The organism is Kitasatospora sp. NPDC048194 (assembly GCF_043202455.1).
Classification (GTDB): domain Bacteria; phylum Actinomycetota; class Actinomycetes; order Streptomycetales; family Streptomycetaceae; genus Kitasatospora.
On record NZ_JBIDAK010000013.1, the window covers coordinates 1 to 17,913 of the forward strand.

The 17,913-nt window shown below is 71.0% G+C and carries 15 protein-coding genes; 11 read left to right on the plus strand and 4 right to left on the minus strand.

The window, feature by feature from the left end; translation table 11 throughout:
* Positions 1-414 precede the first annotated feature (414 nt).
* The 3 genes from ACGF07_RS17605 to ACGF07_RS17615 are packed head-to-tail and all read left to right on the plus strand — an operon-like array spanning position 415 to position 2,970.
* Positions 415-1,176 (plus strand): helix-turn-helix domain-containing protein, encoded by a 762-nt coding sequence (locus tag ACGF07_RS17605; protein ID WP_392899657.1) that lies wholly within the window; start codon positions 415-417, stop codon positions 1,174-1,176.
* Positions 1,163-1,630, plus strand: a complete 468-nt coding sequence (locus tag ACGF07_RS17610) for an NUDIX hydrolase (protein ID WP_392899660.1) — start codon at positions 1,163-1,165, stop codon at positions 1,628-1,630. Before ACGF07_RS17605 ends, ACGF07_RS17610 begins: the two co-directional genes overlap by 14 nt.
* 41 nt (positions 1,631-1,671) lie before the next feature.
* Positions 1,672-2,970 (plus strand): serpin family protein, encoded by a 1,299-nt coding sequence (locus ACGF07_RS17615; protein WP_392899662.1) that lies wholly within the window; start codon positions 1,672-1,674, stop codon positions 2,968-2,970.
* 18 nt (positions 2,971-2,988) lie between these two features.
* On the opposite strand, the gene ACGF07_RS17620 is transcribed toward ACGF07_RS17615, so the two are convergent.
* The 4 genes from ACGF07_RS17620 to ACGF07_RS17635 form a co-directional block, all read right to left on the minus strand.
* Positions 2,989-4,134 carry an ADP-ribosylglycohydrolase family protein gene (locus tag ACGF07_RS17620; protein WP_392899665.1) on the minus strand — a complete coding sequence of 382 codons (1,146 nt, stop codon included), beginning with the start codon at positions 4,132-4,134 and terminating at the stop codon, positions 2,989-2,991.
* Between the two features lie 49 nt (positions 4,135-4,183).
* On the minus strand, positions 4,184-5,455 hold the full coding sequence (locus ACGF07_RS17625; protein ID WP_350745629.1) for a DUF2786 domain-containing protein: 1,272 nt from the start codon (positions 5,453-5,455) through the stop codon (positions 4,184-4,186).
* Positions 5,456-5,637: 182 nt separating this feature from the next.
* Entirely contained in the window at positions 5,638-7,251 is a 1,614-nt protein-coding gene (locus ACGF07_RS17630; protein ID WP_392899668.1) for a transporter, read from the minus strand.
* On the minus strand, positions 7,248-8,174 hold the full coding sequence (locus ACGF07_RS17635) for an ABC transporter ATP-binding protein (protein ID WP_392899671.1): 927 nt from the start codon (positions 8,172-8,174) through the stop codon (positions 7,248-7,250). Before ACGF07_RS17635 ends, ACGF07_RS17630 begins: the two co-directional genes overlap by 4 nt.
* A gap of 254 nt (positions 8,175-8,428) precedes the next feature.
* On the opposite strand from ACGF07_RS17635, the gene ACGF07_RS17640 reads away from it, so the two are divergent.
* The 8 genes from ACGF07_RS17640 (at position 8,429) to ACGF07_RS17675 (ending at position 17,782) form a co-directional block, all read left to right on the plus strand.
* A complete protein-coding gene (locus tag ACGF07_RS17640; RefSeq protein WP_392899673.1) occupies positions 8,429-8,977 on the plus strand; it encodes a DUF1707 and DUF4190 domain-containing protein in 549 nt (182 codons plus the stop codon).
* A gap of 551 nt (positions 8,978-9,528) precedes the next feature.
* On the plus strand, positions 9,529-9,900 hold the full coding sequence (gene rpsL, locus ACGF07_RS17645) for a 30S ribosomal protein S12 (RefSeq protein ID WP_014144289.1): 372 nt from the start codon (positions 9,529-9,531) through the stop codon (positions 9,898-9,900).
* Between the two features lie 2 nt (positions 9,901-9,902).
* Positions 9,903-10,373 carry a 30S ribosomal protein S7 gene (gene rpsG / locus ACGF07_RS17650; RefSeq protein ID WP_030055803.1) on the plus strand — a complete coding sequence of 157 codons (471 nt, stop codon included), beginning with the start codon at positions 9,903-9,905 and terminating at the stop codon, positions 10,371-10,373.
* A gap of 39 nt (positions 10,374-10,412) precedes the next feature.
* Positions 10,413-12,518, plus strand: a complete 2,106-nt coding sequence (fusA, locus tag ACGF07_RS17655; RefSeq protein WP_350743472.1) for an elongation factor G — start codon at positions 10,413-10,415, stop codon at positions 12,516-12,518.
* Between the two features lie 220 nt (positions 12,519-12,738).
* Entirely contained in the window at positions 12,739-13,932 is a 1,194-nt protein-coding gene (tuf, locus tag ACGF07_RS17660; protein WP_350743474.1) for an elongation factor Tu, read from the plus strand.
* A 189-nt stretch (positions 13,933-14,121) separates the two neighbouring features.
* On the plus strand, positions 14,122-15,081 hold the full coding sequence (locus tag ACGF07_RS17665) for a glycosyltransferase family 2 protein (protein ID WP_350743476.1): 960 nt from the start codon (positions 14,122-14,124) through the stop codon (positions 15,079-15,081).
* On the plus strand, positions 15,078-15,524 hold the full coding sequence (locus ACGF07_RS17670) for a GtrA family protein (RefSeq protein ID WP_350743478.1): 447 nt from the start codon (positions 15,078-15,080) through the stop codon (positions 15,522-15,524). The genes ACGF07_RS17665 and ACGF07_RS17670 overlap by 4 nt, the downstream gene beginning before the upstream one ends.
* A 194-nt stretch (positions 15,525-15,718) precedes the next feature.
* Positions 15,719-17,782 carry a hypothetical protein gene (locus ACGF07_RS17675; protein ID WP_392899678.1) on the plus strand — a complete coding sequence of 688 codons (2,064 nt, stop codon included), beginning with the start codon at positions 15,719-15,721 and terminating at the stop codon, positions 17,780-17,782.
* Positions 17,783-17,913 lie beyond the last annotated feature (131 nt).

The following is a 17,913-nucleotide window of genomic DNA, read 5'->3' on the forward strand; positions in this document are numbered from 1 at the left end:
CAAGATCCTTGGCTGGAAGACCCCGGCCGAGGTCTTCGAGGAGCAGCTACGCTCACTACAACAGCCCGGTGTTGCAACGACCGGTTGAACTCGCCCTGTGAGGTGTCAGGTACTTCCGGAGGGCGTCCCGGGCCAGACCAACAGACTTCCGATGACGCGGAAGCCAGCGCGTGTGTGCCGGGGGTGGTTCAAGCGTTGCAGGCACGTCGGAGTCCCCTCTGGACAGGCCGTTGGTGGCGATCGAGAACGCTCCCGGGAAGCCGGAGTGGAATTCACCGGGCGCGGAGCGGCAGCGCTCGATCACACTCCGATGTTGCATCGCACGTTAGGGCGTTCCTACTGCGTTTGTGGGACGTTTGGGACACCTCGTTGTTATGGTTCGTCCCGTCCCCCCATGGGCAGAGGAAGCGCACTATGAACCACGCTCTCCGGCGGGCGTTGGCGAATGCCAAGATGACGGAAACACAGCTCGCAGAAGCTTGCGGCGTCGACGTCAAGACGATCAGTCGCTGGATCGCCAACCCAACCCGCATCCCTCACGCCCGGCATCGATGGGCGGCCTGCGAGGCGTTAGGTGAGGAGGAAACCGCCTTGTGGCCCACTGCCGTCAGCTCGGCGCTCAAAACAGGACCGGACCGTGAGATCGTCCAGGTCTTCCCGTATCGATCGGCTGCGCCGTCCTCCCTCTGGCGCTCACTGATCACCAAGGCGCAGAAGGAACTGACCTTCGCCGGTTACACCAACTACTTCCTGTGGTTGGAGCAGGCCAACCTTGCCGGCGCGCTCCGGCGAAAGGCACAGGCGGGTTGCCGGATCCGGTTTCTGATCGGCGACCGGGACAGCCCCGTGACCGTGGCTCGCGAGGCAGAGGAGGGCGTACCGCTCACCCTGTCCACCCGCATCGCCGTGACGATAAGCGAGTTGGAGCGCCTTCGCCTGGTCGGGAACATCGAGGGCCGGTTCGAGACCGGCCACGTCAACCTGTCCGTCTTCCGGTTCGACGATGAGATGATCGTGACACCGATCCTTGCCCGCCGGGTCGGCCACGACTCGCCGATGCTTCATCTGAGACGAAACCAAACTGACGGAATGTTCGACCGCTTCGCCGATCACGTCGAGGAGCTCTGGGGACGGGGGCGGAACATCTGGGAGGCAACCGAACATGGCCAGGCGTGACTACGAGGACGATCCGAACGCCCCCGAGGCCAACAGCCTGGTTCCGGCTGCTTCTGTGGTCGTAGTGGATGAGTCGGGCCGAGTCCTGCTGCAGCGGCGCACGGACAACGGTATGTGGGCACTGCCGGGCGGAAAGATGGAGCTGGGCGAATCCCTAGCCGGATGCGGGATCCGCGAGACCCATGAGGAGACGGGGATCGAGATCGAGATCACTGGCATCGTCGGCACCTACACGAACCCGGGCCATGTCTTCGCGTACGACGACGGAGAGGTCCGCCAGGAGTTCTCCATCTGCCTTCTGGGACGGGTTGTCGGTGGCGCCCTCCGGACCTCGGACGAGTCCTCCGAAGTCGCCTGGTTCCACCCGGACGAGGTGGACACCCTACCCATGGTCCCCAGCATCCGTAAGCGGCTCGATGACTGGCGAAGCGGTCAGATTCCTGTGGTTCGGTAGTCGAGGCGGAACCCGATCGGGGGGTGCCGCGTCGAAGGGCCATGACGAACAGCCGCACCGGAAACCGTCGTCGCGCCGCCGTGCTCCTCGCCGCAGTGCTTGCCGCGCCGCTGCTCAGCGGCTGCGGCAGCACCGGGGCCGCCACCGGCACGGAGCTGCGGGCCTCCGCACCGGCGAGCCGGCCCGCGGTGGACCCTGCCCAGGTGGCCGCCACCGCTCAGGGCACCGACGCCTTCGGGCTGGATCTCCTGCACACCCTGACCGCGACGCCGGACGCCGCCGGGCACAACCTCGTGCTCTCGCCCTCCGGCCTGTCCACCGTGCTCGCCATGATGCTCCCCGGCGCCCGGGGCGCGACCGCCGACGAACTCGCCAAGGCCCTGCACACCGACCTCGACCCGAAGCAGTACGCGCTCGCGGTCGGGGCGCTCGACCAGCGGACCGGCACCACCGACCTGCGCCAGGCCGACGCGGTCTGGACGCAGCAGGGCCTCCCCGTGGAGCCGGACTACCTGGCGACGCTCGCGGCCGCCTTCGACGCCGGGGTGCACACCACCGACTTCAAGAAGGATCCCGAAGGCAGCCGCAAGGCGGTCAACGCGGCCGTGGAGAAGGCCACCGAGGGGCGGATCAAGGACCTCTTCGCCCCGAAGACGATCAACCGGGACACCCGGCTGGTGCTCACCGACGCGCTCTACCTCAAGGCCAAGTGGGCCTCCGAGTTCAAGCCGGGGCACACCGAGGACCGCCCGTTCCACAAGCTGGACGGCACCACCCCGAACGTCTCCACGATGAGCCGGACCGGCGGGTTCAAGTACGCCGACGGCTCCGGCGGGATCGTCGGCCAGCCCTGGCAGGCAGTCGAACTCCCGTACGCGGACGGCAACCTGGCGATGGACCTGATCGTCCCCGCGCAGGGCGGCTTCGCGGCCTTCACCAAGGGACTGGACCAGCCCCAGCTCGACCGGATCCTCGGCGCCCTCGCCGAGCGGCCCGTCGACCTCCAGCTGCCGCGCTTCCACTTCGACACATCCAACGAGCTCACCCCCGCGCTGCGTTCGCTCGGCGTCCACTCGGTCTTCGACCACGCCGACCTCAGCGGCATCGCCAAGGAGCCGCTCGCCGTCAGCACGGTCATCCAGAAGGCCACCGTGCAGGTCGACGAGGAGGGGACGGTCGCGGCGGCCGGCAGCGGCGTCGGGATCGTCGCCGGGGCGGCGCCCGCGCCGCGCGATCCCGCCCAGCTGCACATCGACCGGCCGTTCCTGTTCCTGGTCCGGGACACCTCCACCGGCCGGCCGCTGTTCCTCGGCCAGGTCACCGACCCGCAGGCGAAGTAGGGCCGCTCACCAGGCTGTTCACCAGGCCGGGTAGCGCCCGCCGAGCGCCGGGTGGGCCGGGTCGCGGCTGCCGAACAGCACCAGCAGGTCGTCCGCGACCGTCAGCAGTTCGGCCCGGCCCTCGATCGCCCGGACCCACTCGCCGGGCAGCGCCGAAGCCCCGTACGCGGCCCCGACCAGGTTGCCGCAGACCGCTCCGGCGGAGTCGCTGTCCCCGGAGTGGTTGACCGACAGCAGCAGCGCGGTGCGCACCGGGTCGGGGTCCAGGGTGGCCGCCAGCAGCGCGTACACCGCGATGGCCAGGCACTCCTCGGCGATCCAGCCCAGGCCCACCCGCTCCACCGTCTCCGCCGAGGGCTCCGCCTCCTGGGCCAGCCGCACCGCCCGGGCCAGCGCCTGGACGGTCTCCTTGGACTGCGGAAGCTCGCGGATCTGCTCCACCGTCCCACCGACCGCCGCCCACGGCTCCTCCCCGGCGGCCAGCCGCTCGACCAGCGCCGCGAAGGCGCCCGCCGCCAGGTAGCCGGTCGGGTGCCCGTGGGTCAGCTGGGCGCACTGCACGGCCAGCCCGAAGGACTGCTCGACGCCCAGCCTGGCCAGCCCGAACGGCGCCGAGCGCATCACCGTGCCGCAGCCCTTGGACCCCGGGTTGATCGGCCCCGGACGCCCGATCGCGGAGGGCGCCTCGAACTCCGGGTGCTCGGACACCCCGCTCAGGCACGCGTTGCCCGGCGCCCGCCGCGCGTACAGGAACGGCCGCCCCAGCAGCCAGCCGTCGTAGGGGCGGGGCGGCGGTTCGGTGTCCGGAGCGCCCTGGTACTGCGTCCGCAGCCACCGCCGGTACGCGCCGTGCACCGCCTCCGGTACGGATCCACCGCCGCCCGACCACCCGCGGACGAAACCGCGGATCAGCCCCTCGGCGGTGAACAGCGTCATCTGGGTGTCGTCGGTGACCTCCACCGGCCCGCCGTCCGCGGCCGGCAGCGCCGTCACGCCCTGCGGGCCGAACCGCTCCTGGATCTGGTGGAGCTGCTGGAACTCCACCGGCCAGCCCAACGCGTCGCCGATCGCACCGCCGAGCAGCGCCCCGCGCACCCGGTCCCGGTATCCCGACTCCGCGAATCCCGGCTCCGTGACTCCCGACTCGGCAGCCGACTCCGACACGGCGGATCCCCCTTCGTTCGTGGCGGGGTACGTTCTATCAGCCAGGGCGTCAGCTGCGGATCTCGCCCCGCCCGTGCAGCGCGGCCCGATCGGCGGCCGCCCGTCCCGCCGCCCAGCCCTCGCCGTCGCTGACCCGGACCCGCTGCGAGACCAGCTTCGGGAACAGCCGGCCCACCTCCTCGTCCACCGCCGCCGAACGGGCTGCCAGCGCGGGCAGCAGCCGCTCGTCCGGCAGCAACTGCTCCTCGGTGCCGTCCTCCCGCAGGTGGCGGCCGGCCGCGGCGGCGCTGGTGGTCCGCTCGGTGGCGGCGGTCAGCCGCTCGCGGATCCGCGCCGCGTACGCGACCAGGAAGGACTGCCGGAACGCCTTGCTGCGCGAGTCCTTGCCGGAGCCGGCCTTGTTGAGCGCGTGGGTGGCCTGCACCAGCAGTGAGGTGTAGAGCAGCTCGACGCCGTCCAGGTCGCCGTCGAAGCCGATCACCGTGCAGAAGCCGAACTCCTTCGCCCACACCACCCGGCACCGGTTCGCCGTCGCGACGGCGTCCAGCAGCATCGTCTTCGGGCCCTCGTACGGGTTGTCCACGCCGATCCGCAGCGCCGCCGGGGTGTTCCGGTCGGCCCCGGCCGCGGCCAGCAGCGCCTCGTCGATGCTGTGCTGGGCCATCAGCTGCTGGGCCTTGGCGGTCAGCGCCTCGGCCTCCTCCGGGTACTCGGTGGACTCGGCCTTGGCCAGCAGCGCCCGGATCCGCGCCAGCATCCGCGGCTCCCCGGTGACCGGCCCGGCGGGCCGCTGCGCCCCGGCGGACCGGCCGGGCGCGGGGCCGACCGGCGCGATCGGGGGCAGCCGGCCCCAGCTGCGCAGCAGCTCCAGGACGGCGGTGGCGAGCGCGAAGCGGTCCAACCGGTGCCGGTGGGCGAAGGCGCCGAGGTACTGCTCGTCGCCCGGCCACCACACCTCGGTCTCCAGCTCGCGCAGCTGCTCCTGCCAGCGGCGGTCCAGGGCGCCGGCGGGGTGGCGGCGGCCCTCGGCGGCGATCAGGTCGACCGCGAGCGCCAGGTGGACGGGCTTCAGCTGCCGCCGCACGACCCGCACCAGGTCGGCCGGGCGCCAGCCCGCCGACCAGCACCGGCCCACGGCGGTGTCCGCGTACCCGAGCAGTGCCCGGCTGACCGCCGGCCACTGCGCGGCCGAGGCGGCCAGCAGCGAGGCCCCGGTGTCCAGCGCGAGGTCCAGCCCCTCGTCCGGGGCGGTGAGCACCGACCGCACCGCCTGCTCCAGCAGCGGCCCGGCGTTCCCGCCCTGCTGCGCGCGCTTGCCCACGGTGTGTCCCTGCTCTCCTCGACGGCCCGACCGACACTGCGGCCCGACCCGTGCGGCCCGACCACTCCGGCCCATGATGCCGGAGCGGCCGGGGTGACCGGCGAGGCCGTCGGCGGTGGAGGGCGAAGACCGGTGCGGCGGCCGGGGTGTGGGCCGGTGCGTTGGCCGGCCGGGGGCAGCCGCTACCGCTCGATCGCCTTGGCGAGGATCTCGGGGGTGCGTTCCAGCAGCCGGGTGGCCGCCAGCCGGAGGCCCAGGGCGCCGACCAGGCCCCCGTAGAGCGGGCCGAGCAGCAGCACCGGCCAGGTCGGCCCGTCCGAGGCCAGCGCCCACAGCAGGTAGCCGCCGACCGGCAGGGTGAGCAGCGCGACGCCGATCATCGAGCCGAACTGGTTGAGCAGGATCAGCCCGCCCTGCCCCGGGGCGGCGTTGCGCATCGGGTTGCTGTCGGCCGGCATGGTGTACGGCGCGAGCACGCTGAACACCGCGCCGAGCGCGACGCCGCAGCCGAGCATTGCCAGTGCGAGGCCGAGCGCGGAGGGCAGCCCGGCCCAGTCGCCGGTGGCGGCGGCCAGCACCAGCCCGAGCACCACCGTGACCGGCACGGCGTACGACAGCACCGCGTACGCCCGGCCGCGCAGCTCGTCCCGCGCGTCGGCCGGGGTGCACAGGGTGGCGGCGACCATCCAGAAGGCCGAGCCGTCCATGCCGAACAGGTTGAGCATCTGCAGTCCGAGGAAGGTCCCGGTCATCGCCAGCAGGTAGACGCTCGACCAGCCCTGGACCATCGACAGCACGCAGATCACCAGCGTCATCCCGATGCTGGTGAACAGCGCCGCCTTGGCCCGCGGCTCGCGCCAGGCATACCTCAGGTGCCGCTGCATCACCGCGCCGGTGCGGCCGGCGGGCAGGAAGCGCGGGCCGCGGGACGCCTGCACCCCGCGGGCCACCTCCAGGGTGGAGGAGTCGGCGGTGACCATCAGCTCCTGCAGGCTGCCCCGCCACCAGCGCAGCAGCAGGCCCAGCAGCACGCCCGCCGCGGCGAGTTGCGCCAGCGCCAGGGCGTAGCGGCCCTCGCCCGCGGTGCGGGTGGCGTCGGCCGCGCTGATCGGCGGGATCCAGCGCAGCACCGAGGCGATCGGCTCGAGCGGGCCGAGGTTCAGCGGCTCGCCGTGGCGGCCGAGGATGCTCTGCGAGCCGACGTTGGCGACCTGGACCAGCAGCGCGAAGGCCAGTCCGCCGAAGATCGCGAAGTCCTTGCCGCGGCGGCTGGAGAGCATCCGGGCGTTGCCGGCCGCGACCGCCCGGGAGAGCGTGACCAGGCAGAGCACCGCGAGCGGCACCCCGACCACCGCAGCCGCGGCCGAGGCGCCTCCCTGGGCGCCGGACAGGGCGGCGCCGGTCACCAGCACCAGGCTGATCAGCGGACCTGGCCCGATCAGGGCAGCCAGCAGGGAGCCGCGCAGCAGCGGTCCGGGCCGCAGCGGCAGCATGGTGAGCCGGGTCGGGTCCGAGCTCTCGTCGCTGGAGAACAGGAACAGCGGCAGTGCGGCCCAGCCGAGGGTGAGCACGCCGAGCAGCATCACCCCGGCGTCCGCGGAGCCGGCGTAGCGCCCGTTGAGCATCGCCATCGCGAAGGCGACCCCGCCGGCGAAGGCCAGTCCGACCACGCCGCCGATCACGTAGACGGCGGTACGGCCGGGGCTGCGGCGCAGCCCGTTGCGCAGCACCCGCAGCTTGAGTGCCACCAGGGCGCGGACCACCGTCCGCCCGTCCGGCACCGCGGCCGCGGTCACTGCGCGCCCCCGAGCCGACCGTCCGCGGGCCGGCCGTCCACGGGCCGGCCGCCCACGGCCGTACCGCCGCCCGGCTGCCCGGCCTGCGTGGTCGGCGCGGCCTGCCCAGCCTGCCCGGCCGGCCCGCCGCCGAGCCAGCCGAGCGCCAGGCCGTCGTCCTCGCGGACGCCGATCAGGTCCAGGAAGGCCTCGTGCAGGCTGCGCCCGTCCCGGACGGCGTCCAACGGGCCCTGGGCGATGACCCGGCCGGCGTTGACCACCGCGACCCAGTCGCAGAGCTGCTCGACCAGCTCCATCACGTGGCTGGAGAAGACGACGGTGGACCCCGCCGCCGCGTACCGCTTGAGCACGCCCCGGATGGTCTGGGCGGAGACCGGGTCGACGCCCTCGAAGGGCTCGTCCAGGAACAGCACGTCGGGGTTGTGCAGCAGCGCGGCGGCCAGTCCGATCTTCTTGCGCATGCCGGTGGAGTAGTCGGCGACCAGCTTGTCGGCGTCCCGGCCGAGGTCCAGGACGGTCAGCAGCTCCTCGGCGCGGCGGTCCACCTCGGCACCGGGCAGGCCCCGCAGGCGGCCGGTGTACTGCAGCAGTTCGCGCCCGCTGAGCCGCTCGAACATCCGCAGGCCCTCCGGCAGGATGCCGATCCGGGCCTTGACCGTGACGGGGTCGGCCCACACGTCGGTGCCGTGCACCAGCACGGTGCCCTGGTCGGGCCGGAGCAGGCCGGTGACCATGGACAGCGTCGTCGTCTTGCCCGCGCCGTTCGGCCCGACCAGGCCGACGAACGCCCCGGCGGGCAGTTCGAGGCTGAGACCGGCCACGGCGGCCTGGGTGCCGAAGTGCTTCCACAGTCCCTGGATGCTGACGGCGGACGGGGTGCCCGGCCCGGGGTGTCCGGAGGGCGGCGGTACTGACGCCTGCATGGCGGCCTTCTCTGTCTCTGCTCGTGAGCGGCTGGTCGGACGGTCGTCCGGGAGCCAGCCTGTCACCGCTCGAACGGGCTGTCGCCCCCTTTGAGGATCCCCTGAGCGTGACCGCCGAACGGGTGAGCACCCGGCCCCGGCCAGGGTCGCGACGGTCGGTGGACAGATCCGGCAACTACTCAGCACCCGCCGTCGTCCTGCACTATGAGGAACAGTGAGCGCGCGCCGGAGCGCCGCGGTGCGGGAGGTGGCGGATGTCCGTTCAACCGTGGGGCGAGTCCCGTCCCGGGCACCGGCACGGCCACCCGCCGTTGGTGCCCGGCTGGCAGTCGCCCGTGCCCGCTCCGCAGGCGGCGATGCGGGCGAGCCACACGGACCGGGACCGGACCGTGGACGTGCTGAAGGCCGGCTTCGCCGAGGGGCGGCTGTCCGCCGAGGAGTACGAGGAGCGCCACGAGGCCGCGTCCCGGGCGCGCACCTACGGCGAACTGGCCGCGCTGGTGGTCGACCTGCCGGCCGGCCCGATGGTGGCGCCGCCGTTCCAGGCCGCGCAGCCCGTCCCGGCGACCTTCCTGCCGCCGCCTCCGGTGCCGCCGGTCCGCCCCACCAGCGCGCTGGCCGTGGTGTCCCTGGTCTGCAGCGTGAGCTTCCTGTCGCTGCCCGCGGTGGTCACCGGCCACATCGCCCGGGCCCAGATCCGCGAGCGCAACATGAACGGGGACGCGGCGGCCGTCGTCGGCCTGGTCCTCGGCTACCTGGGCTGTGCGTTCTGGACGCTGCTGATCCTGGCGATCGGCTCCTAGTCCACCCGCCGGCCGACCCGCCCGCCGCCTCGGCTGCGCCGCCGCCGCCCCGCCCGCGCCTCGGCTGCGCCGCCGCCCCGCCCGCCGCCTCGGCTACCCCTGCCGGCGCCCCGCCCGCCGACCGGCAGGCCCGGCGCCCGGCCCCCGCCGCCCGTCCCGCTGGCGGGCGGCCGCCGACTGTGGTAGAGCGGGTGAAGGCGGCCCGACACCGGCCGGTCGCGTACGGGACACCGGGGCGACACCCGGCCGAAGGCCGCGACCTGCGGCGTTGCATTTGTTTTGACCGCGCCCCATGCGCTAGGTACGCTCTGACCTTGTGCCTGGGGTGTCCCCGGGTCCTTGTGCGTGCATGCACACCGGTCGCCGCGCCGAGCCGGAGCGCCTCCCAGCGCGCCGCGCGTAGAGCGCCGTCGCTGTACATCAGCTCATGGGATTCCGTGTCGGAATAGCCCAACACACCCGACCGCGTGGGTCGACCACGGGGCCGTGTGCGAGGGAAGACACCGCAGGTTAGTTCCACCAAGCCTTGGCACACAGAAAACGGAGAAACGGTGCCTACGATCCAGCAGCTGGTCCGAAAGGGCCGGCAGGACAAGGTCGAGAAGAACAAGACTCCCGCGCTGAAGGGCTCCCCGCAGCGCCGTGGGGTCTGCACGCGTGTGTACACGACCACCCCGAAGAAGCCGAACTCGGCTCTCCGCAAGGTCGCCCGTGTGCGCCTCACCAGCGGGATCGAGGTCACCGCTTACATCCCGGGCGAGGGCCACAACCTGCAGGAGCACTCCATCGTGCTGGTGCGCGGTGGTCGTGTGAAGGACCTTCCTGGTGTCCGCTACAAGATCATCCGCGGTTCGCTCGACACCCAGGGTGTCAAGAACCGCAAGCAGGCCCGCAGCCGCTACGGCGCCAAGAAGGAGAAGTAAGAATGCCTCGTAAGGGCCCCGCCCCGAAGCGTCCGGTCATCATCGACCCGGTCTACGGCTCCCCGGTCGTCACCCAGCTCGTCAACAAGATCCTGCTGCACGGCAAGCGCTCCACCGCCGAGCGGATCGTGTACGGCGCCCTCGAGGGCGTCCGCGAGAAGACCGGCTCGGACCCGGTCGTCACGCTGAAGCGCGCGCTGGAGAACGTCAAGCCGGCCCTCGAGGTCAAGTCCCGCCGTGTCGGTGGCGCGACCTACCAGGTTCCGGTCGAGGTCCGTCCGGGCCGCGCCAGCACCCTGGCGCTGCGCTGGATGGTGGGCTACTCGCGCGCCCGTCGCGAGAAGACCATGACCGAGCGCCTGATGAACGAGATCCTCGACGCCAGCAACGGCCTGGGCGCTTCCGTGAAGCGTCGCGAGGACACCCACAAGATGGCCGAGTCCAACAAGGCCTTCGCGCACTACCGCTGGTAGTCCGTACCCCGTCACTAGACAGAGAGAGAACGAGCCACCATGGCTGCAACCTCCCTTGACCTCGCCAGGGTCCGCAACATCGGGATCATGGCGCACATCGACGCGGGCAAGACCACCACCACCGAGCGGATCCTGTTCTACACCGGTGTCTCGTACAAGATCGGTGAGGTCCACGATGGCGCTGCCACCATGGACTGGATGGAGCAGGAGCAGGAGCGCGGCATCACGATCACGTCGGCCGCGACGACCTGTCACTGGACGGTCGACGGCGTCGACAACACCATCAACATCATCGACACCCCGGGTCACGTCGACTTCACCGTCGAGGTGGAGCGTTCGCTGCGCGTCCTCGACGGTGCCGTGACGGTGTTCGACGGTGTCGCCGGTGTCGAGCCCCAGTCCGAGACCGTGTGGCGGCAGGCTGACCGCTACGGCGTTCCGCGCATCTGCTTCATCAACAAGCTGGACCGCACGGGCGCGAACTTCTTCTTCTGCGTGAAGACCATCGTGGACCGCCTCGGCGCGACCCCGCTGGTCATGCAGCTCCCGATCGGTGCCGAGGCGGACTTCAAGGGCGTTGTCGACCTTGTCCGCATGAAGGCGCTGGTCTGGTCGGCCGAGGCCGCCAAGGGCGAGATGTACGACGTCGTCGACATCCCGGCCGACCTGGTGGAGCAGGCCGAGGAGTACCGCGAGCAGCTGATCGACACCGTCTCGAACGTCAGCGACGAGATCATGGAGCTCGCCCTCGAGGGCGAGGAGATCCCGGTCGAGCTGCTGCAGGACGCGATCCGCAAGGGCACGCTGAACTCGGACTTCACCCCGATCTTCTGCGGCACCGCGTTCAAGAACAAGGGCGTTCAGCCCCTGCTCGACGCCGTCGTCAAGTACCTGCCGTCGCCGCTGGACATCGAGTCCATCGAGGGCACCAAGCCGAACGACCCGGAGACCAAGATCTCCCGCAAGGCTTCGGACGACGAGCCGCTGGCCGCGCTGGCGTTCAAGATCATGTCCGACCCGCACCTGGGCAAGCTCACCTTCGTCCGGATCTACTCCGGCCGCCTGGAGTCCGGCACCTCCGTGCTGAACGCCGTGAAGGGCAAGAAGGAGCGCATCGGCAAGATCTACCGCATGCACGCCAACAAGCGTGAGGAGATCGAGTCGGTGGGCGCCGGCGACATCGTCGCCGTCATGGGCCTCAAGCAGACCACCACCGGTGAGACGCTGGCCGACGAGAAGAACCCGGTCATCCTGGAGTCCATGGACTTCCCGGCCCCGGTCATCCGCGTCGCCATCGAGCCCAAGTCCAAGGGTGACCAGGAGAAGCTGGGTGTCGCCATCCAGCGTCTCGCCGAGGAGGACCCGTCCTTCCAGGTCAACACGGACGAGGAGACCGGCCAGACCATCATCGCGGGTATGGGCGAGCTGCACCTCGAGGTGCTGGTCGACCGTATGAAGCGTGAGTTCAAGGTCGAGGCCAACGTCGGCAAGCCGCAGGTCGCGTACCGCGAGACGATCCGTCAGGCCGTCGAGCGCATCGACTACACCCACAAGAAGCAGACCGGTGGTTCCGGTCAGTTCGCCAAGGTGCAGATCGCGATCGAGCCGCTCGAGCAGGCCGAGGGCTACGAGTTCGTCAACAAGGTCACCGGTGGCCGCGTGCCGAAGGAGTACATCCCCTCGGTCGACGCCGGTTGCCAGGAGGCCATGGAGTTCGGTGTCCTCGCCGGGTACCCGCTCCAGGGCGTTCGCGTCAGCCTGCTCGACGGCCAGTCGCACGACGTCGACTCCTCCGAGCTCGCGTTCAAGATCGCCGGTTCGATGGCCTTCAAGGAAGGCGCCAAGAAGGCCAAGCCGGTCCTTCTTGAGCCGATGATGGCCGTCGAGGTCACCACGCCCGAGGACTACATGGGCGACGTGATCGGTGACATCAACTCTCGCCGTGGCCAGATCCGGTCCATGGACGAGCGTCACGGTGCCCGCGTCGTCTCGGCGCTGGTGCCCCTCTCCGAGATGTTCGGCTACGTCGGTGACCTGCGCAGCAAGACCTCTGGTCGCGCCAGCTACTCGATGCAGTTCGACTCGTACGCCGAGGTCCCCAAGGCCGTGGCTGAGGAGATCATCGCCAAGTCCAAGGGCGAGTGAGGTCCGGCACTGCCGGCTTCAGAATCAGTCCGACATTCGGGATGATTCCGACCCCTTAGGCTATTAGGAGGCGACCCGGGAGGATCCGGACGGATCCTCCCGGGGCCTCCGGCCCCCACCCGCGGGACGGTACGAGGTGCTTGCGGCACCACGGACCAAGCCCGATCAAGACCAACTGACGTCAGCACGGCGTACAGGAACTGTCCTCAGGAGGACTGCAGTGGCGAAGGCGAAGTTCGAGCGGACGAAGCCCCACGTCAACATCGGCACCATCGGTCACATCGACCACGGTAAGACGACCCTTACCGCGGCCATCACCAAGGTGCTGCACGACGCGTACCCGGAGATCAACCCCTTCACGCCGTTCGACCAGATCGACAAGGCGCCGGAGGAGCGGCAGCGCGGTATCACCATCTCGATCGCGCACGTCGAGTACCAGACCGAGGCGCGTCACTACGCCCACGTCGACTGCCCGGGTCACGCGGACTACATCAAGAACATGATCACCGGTGCGGCCCAGATGGACGGTGCGATCCTCGTCGTCGCCGCCACCGACGGCCCGATGCCGCAGACCAAGGAGCACGTCCTCCTGGCCCGCCAGGTCGGCGTCCCCTACATCGTCGTCGCCCTGAACAAGGCCGACATGGTGGACGACGAGGAGATCCTGGAGCTCGTCGAGCTCGAGGTCCGTGAGCTCCTCTCCGAGTACGAGTTCCCGGGCGACGACCTGCCGGTCGTGCGCGTCTCCGCCCTGAAGGCCCTCGAGGGCGACAAGGAGTGGGGCGAGAAGCTCCTCGGCCTCATGCACGCGGTCGACGAGAACATCCCCACCCCGGCCCGCGCCGTGGACCAGCCGTTCCTGATGCCGATCGAGGACGTCTTCACGATCACCGGTCGTGGCACCGTCGTCACCGGTCGCATCGAGCGCGGCATCCTCAAGGTCAACGAGACCGTCGACATCATCGGCATCAAGACCGAGAAGACCACCACCACGGTCACCGGCATCGAGATGTTCCGCAAGCTGCTCGACGAGGGCCAGGCCGGTGAGAACGTCGGTCTGCTGCTCCGTGGCATCAAGCGCGAGGACGTCGAGCGCGGCCAGGTCATCATCAAGCCGGGTTCGGTCACCCCGCACACCGACTTCGAGGCCCAGGCCTACATCCTGTCGAAGGACGAGGGTGGCCGCCACACCCCGTTCTTCAACAACTACCGCCCGCAGTTCTACTTCCGTACCACGGACGTGACCGGCGTCGTGACCCTCCCCGAGGGCACCGAGATGGTCATGCCGGGCGACAACACCGCCATGACCGTCGCGCTGATCCAGCCGGTCGCCATGGAGGAAGGCCTCAAGTTCGCCATCCGTGAGGGTGGCCGCACCGTCGGCGCCGGCCAGGTCACCAAGATCATCAAGTAATTGATGCTCTGACCTGTCCTGCTCGTCAGGCCAGTCCGAAGGGCCCCACGCACCGCGAGTGCGTGGGGCCCTTCGGCGTCTCACCGGGCGCTCACCCGCCTGCCCCTTGCTCTCACGGTGAGCTCATGGCCGACTGTTATGGTCGGCTCACCATCCAGCCCCGCCATCGCGGAAAGTGGGACCCACGTCATGTCTACGGCACCGCTGCTCTCGGTCGTGATGCCGATCTACAACGAGCAGGAGGCGCTTCCGCTCACCGTCGAGCGGCTGCGTCCGATCCTGGACGGGCTGGGGGTCTCCTACGAGGTCGTGGGCGTCGACGACGGCAGCCGCGACGCCACGCCCGTCCTGATGCAGAAGATCCGGCAGGACTGGCCGGAGTTCCGCATCGTCCGCTTCGCCCGCAACTCGGGGCACCAGGCCGCGCTCACCGCGGGCATCCACCGGGCGCTCGGCGACTACGTGGTCAGCATCGACGCCGACCTCCAGGACCCGCCGGAGAAGATCCCGGAGATGCTCGGCCTGGCCCGCGAGCAGAGCCTCGACGTGGTCTACGGCGTGCGCGGGGACCGCGGCACCGACACCGTCTTCAAGCGCCGCACGGCGGGCGCCTACTACTGGCTGATGCGCAAGCTCGTCGGCAAGCGGATGCCCAACCAGGCGGGCGACTTCCGGCTGCTCAGCCGGGCCGCCGTGGACGCCCTCAAGCAACTGCCCGAGCACCAGCCCGTCTACCGGCTGCTGGTGCCGTGGCTGGGCTTCCCCAGCGGCGAGGTGGTGTACGTCCGCGAGGAGCGGGTGGCCGGCGGCACCCACTACCCGGTCTCCAAGATGGTGCGGCTGGCGCTGGACAGCATCACCAACTTCTCCGCCGCCCCGCTGCGGCTGGCCACCTACCTGGGCCTGGTCAGCTTCGTGGTCTGCATCGCGCTCGCGATCCACGCCACCGTCGCCTACGCGCTCGGGTCGACGGTGCCCGGCTGGTCCTCGCTGTACATAGGGATGCTGTTCCTCGGCGGCGTCCAGCTGATCTGCGTCGGGCTGCTGGGGGAGTACGTCGGCCGGATCTACTCGGCGGTGCAGGCCCGGCCGACCTACTTCGTCGGGTACGACTCGGCCGAGGACGACGAGCAGGGGCCCCGCCGGTGACCCCGTCCGGGGAGCCCGCCGGCCCCGCTCCGAGGACCCGGCGGCAGCTGCCGTCCTTCCTGGTCATCGGCGTCCTCAGCACCCTCTTCTACCTGGGGCTGTTCGTCGCCGCGCGGTGGTTCACGGATCCGCAGGCGGCGAACCTGATCGCCCTGGCGGTCAGCGCGGTGGCCAACACGGCGGCCAACCGCCGCTTCACCTTCGGGGTGGTCGGCTCCCGGGGCATGCTCCGCCACCAGGTGCAGGGCGCGGTGGCGTTCCTGATCGGCCTCGGCCTGAGCTCCGGGGTCCTCGCCCTGCTGGCCGAGGTGGCGCCGGACGCCTCCCGGCCGGTCGAGGTGGCCGGGCTGGTCGTCGCCAACGGACTGGCCACGGTGGCCCGGTTCGTGCTGCTGAAGGTCTGGGTGTTCCGGGGCGGGGAGTCCCGCGCGTCCGGGTCCTGAACCGCCGGTGTCCGACGGGCGGCGCGGAGCCGGCCGACGGTTCGCGGACGGCCCGCCCGCGGGCCCGAACGGTCAGTGCCGACACCATCCCTCGGTATGCTGGCGCCTGTAGCCTGCCCGCAGACGGTAGAGGAAGTCCGGACCCGATCGGGGGGAGACGGGCGGCAGGGACTTGACCGGAGGGGCACGGCACCGTGTCGACCGTACACAGCTCGCCCGACAGCGGGATCCATCGACCGACCGCACCGCCCGGGCCACGCCCCTCCGGTGCCGGACGGCGGCGGCGCAACCCGCTCGTCCTGGTCGGCGGGCTCGCCCTGTCCTGGCTGCTGCCGGCCGGGCTGATCGCCCTCCACCTGGGCGTGGTGCTGCTGCCGCTGCTGCTGCTCGCCGTCGCCGCCGTGATCCGGGTCGGCGGTGTGCTGCTCGACCGGCTCTTCGTCGCCGGCCTGATCGTGGCCGGGGCCGTGCTGAGCTTCGGCCTGGTCTTCTCGCTCTGGCCCTGGGGCCTGTCGCCGGTCGCCACCACGGGCACGATGTTCACCGTGCTCACCACGGCGGCCTGGGCCGGCCGGCGCGCCCCCGGGCTGCCGCTGCGCTTCCGCTGGTCCGACCTGCTGGTGCTGGGCACCTTCGCCGGTTTCTGGCACTACCTGTTCCACCCCGTGGCCGGGGCTTCGGCGGCCGAGCGGGTCGCCTACTTCGCGACGTCGGAGGACCGGCTCGCGCACTTCTCCTTCTTCTCCGGCATCCAGGGCGTCGGCGGCTTCAACTTCCTCCACCAGGAAGCGGCCAGGGCCTACCTGATCCCGCCGTCCGAGGTGACCTATCCGCAGGGCTCGCACTTCCTGCTGGCCTGGACGGACACGCTGGTCCACTCCGCCGCCGACCCGGGCGACATGCTCCAGACCATGAACCGGTACTTCCTGTACCTGCTGGTGGCGTACGCGCTGTTCTGCACGGCGCTGGTCTGGGCGGCCCGGTGGATCGGCGGACCGCGGCTGCGCGGCTGGCGGGCCGCGGCGGTCTGCGCGACCGTCGGCTCGATCATGCTCGCCAGCAACTACCTGGACCTGCTGACCCACGGCTTCGACTCCACGTTCATCGGCCTGCTGCTGATCGCGCTCGCCCTGGCGGTGCTGATCCGGCCGGCGATGGGCTTCACCGAGTTCCTGCTGGTCGCCTCCGCCGGTCTGATCACCGTCACCTTCACCTACAACATCTACGGCGCGTTCGTCGGCGTGGCGCTGCTGGGCGCCCTGGTCGTGCACCGGCGCAGGTTCGCCGGGCGCTGGTGGTGGACGCTCGGCGCACTGGCCTGCGCCCTGGCGGTGGCGGCCCTGCCGAGCGCCCTCTCCGTGCTGGGCGACCTCGACGTGGCCAGCGCCTCGAACATGAGCGGCCCGAGCGTCAGCGCGGACCGCTCGATCCTGATCGGCGGCGGTCTTCTCGGCCTGCTGGCGGCCGCCATGCCGCGCAACCGCCGCACGGCCACCGGCCAGGCGCACCTGGCGGTGCTGCTCGGCACGGGCGCGCTGCTGACCGCCTTCGCCGCCTACCAGCTGCACACCATCGGCAGGTACTCGTACTACTTCCACAAGATGACGGCCGTGGGCGTCGTGGTCGCCCTGATCTCGGTCGGCGCGGTCGGGGCCGTCCTGCAGACGTCGTCCCGGGGGACCGGCCGGACGCTCACCCGGCGGCTGGGGGAGCTGGCGCTCTCCGGCCTGACCGTCGCCGCCGCGCTCAGCCTCTTCGCCAACGTGCAGTGGGGCTTCCTGACCACCGACGACGCCCCGTCCGCCTGGTCCGGCAACCCGCTGGTGGTCTGGGGCCGCGGCGAGTTCGAGAGCGACATGGGCCCCGAGGGCGCGGCGGCGCTGACCGCCCTGCGCAGTGACGGACCGGTGGTCGCGCTGGTCTCCAACGACGACTACAAGAACCTCAAGGCGACCTGGCTCGCCTCGCTGCTGAACCGGCGCGGCGGCGACATGAAGGCGCTGTACGACGTCCACTGGGTGGACATCGGCGGCCCCCAGGTGAAGGAGGAGGACTACCAGCGCTCGTTCGCCAAGCTCAAGGGCGCCGTCCAGCAGCTGCCCGCGGCGCGCACCGCGCCGAAGATCCTCACCGCCGACCGTTCCGTGGGCGAGCGGATCAAGCGGGACCTGGCCAAGCAGGGCACGACGGTCACCGTGGTGAGCGATCCGGGCATCCTCTGGACCCAGCCGTGGGGCCGCACCTTCCCCGGCGGCTGAGATGTCATCGGATACGCGGTCGGCGCGCACCGAGGGTTCACGGCCACCCGCTACTATTCACAGCAATCGCACGGCCTGGCCGGCCTCGTGCGGAGACGTGTGGCTCGGCCGGCCGGTGAATTCGGTGGTCA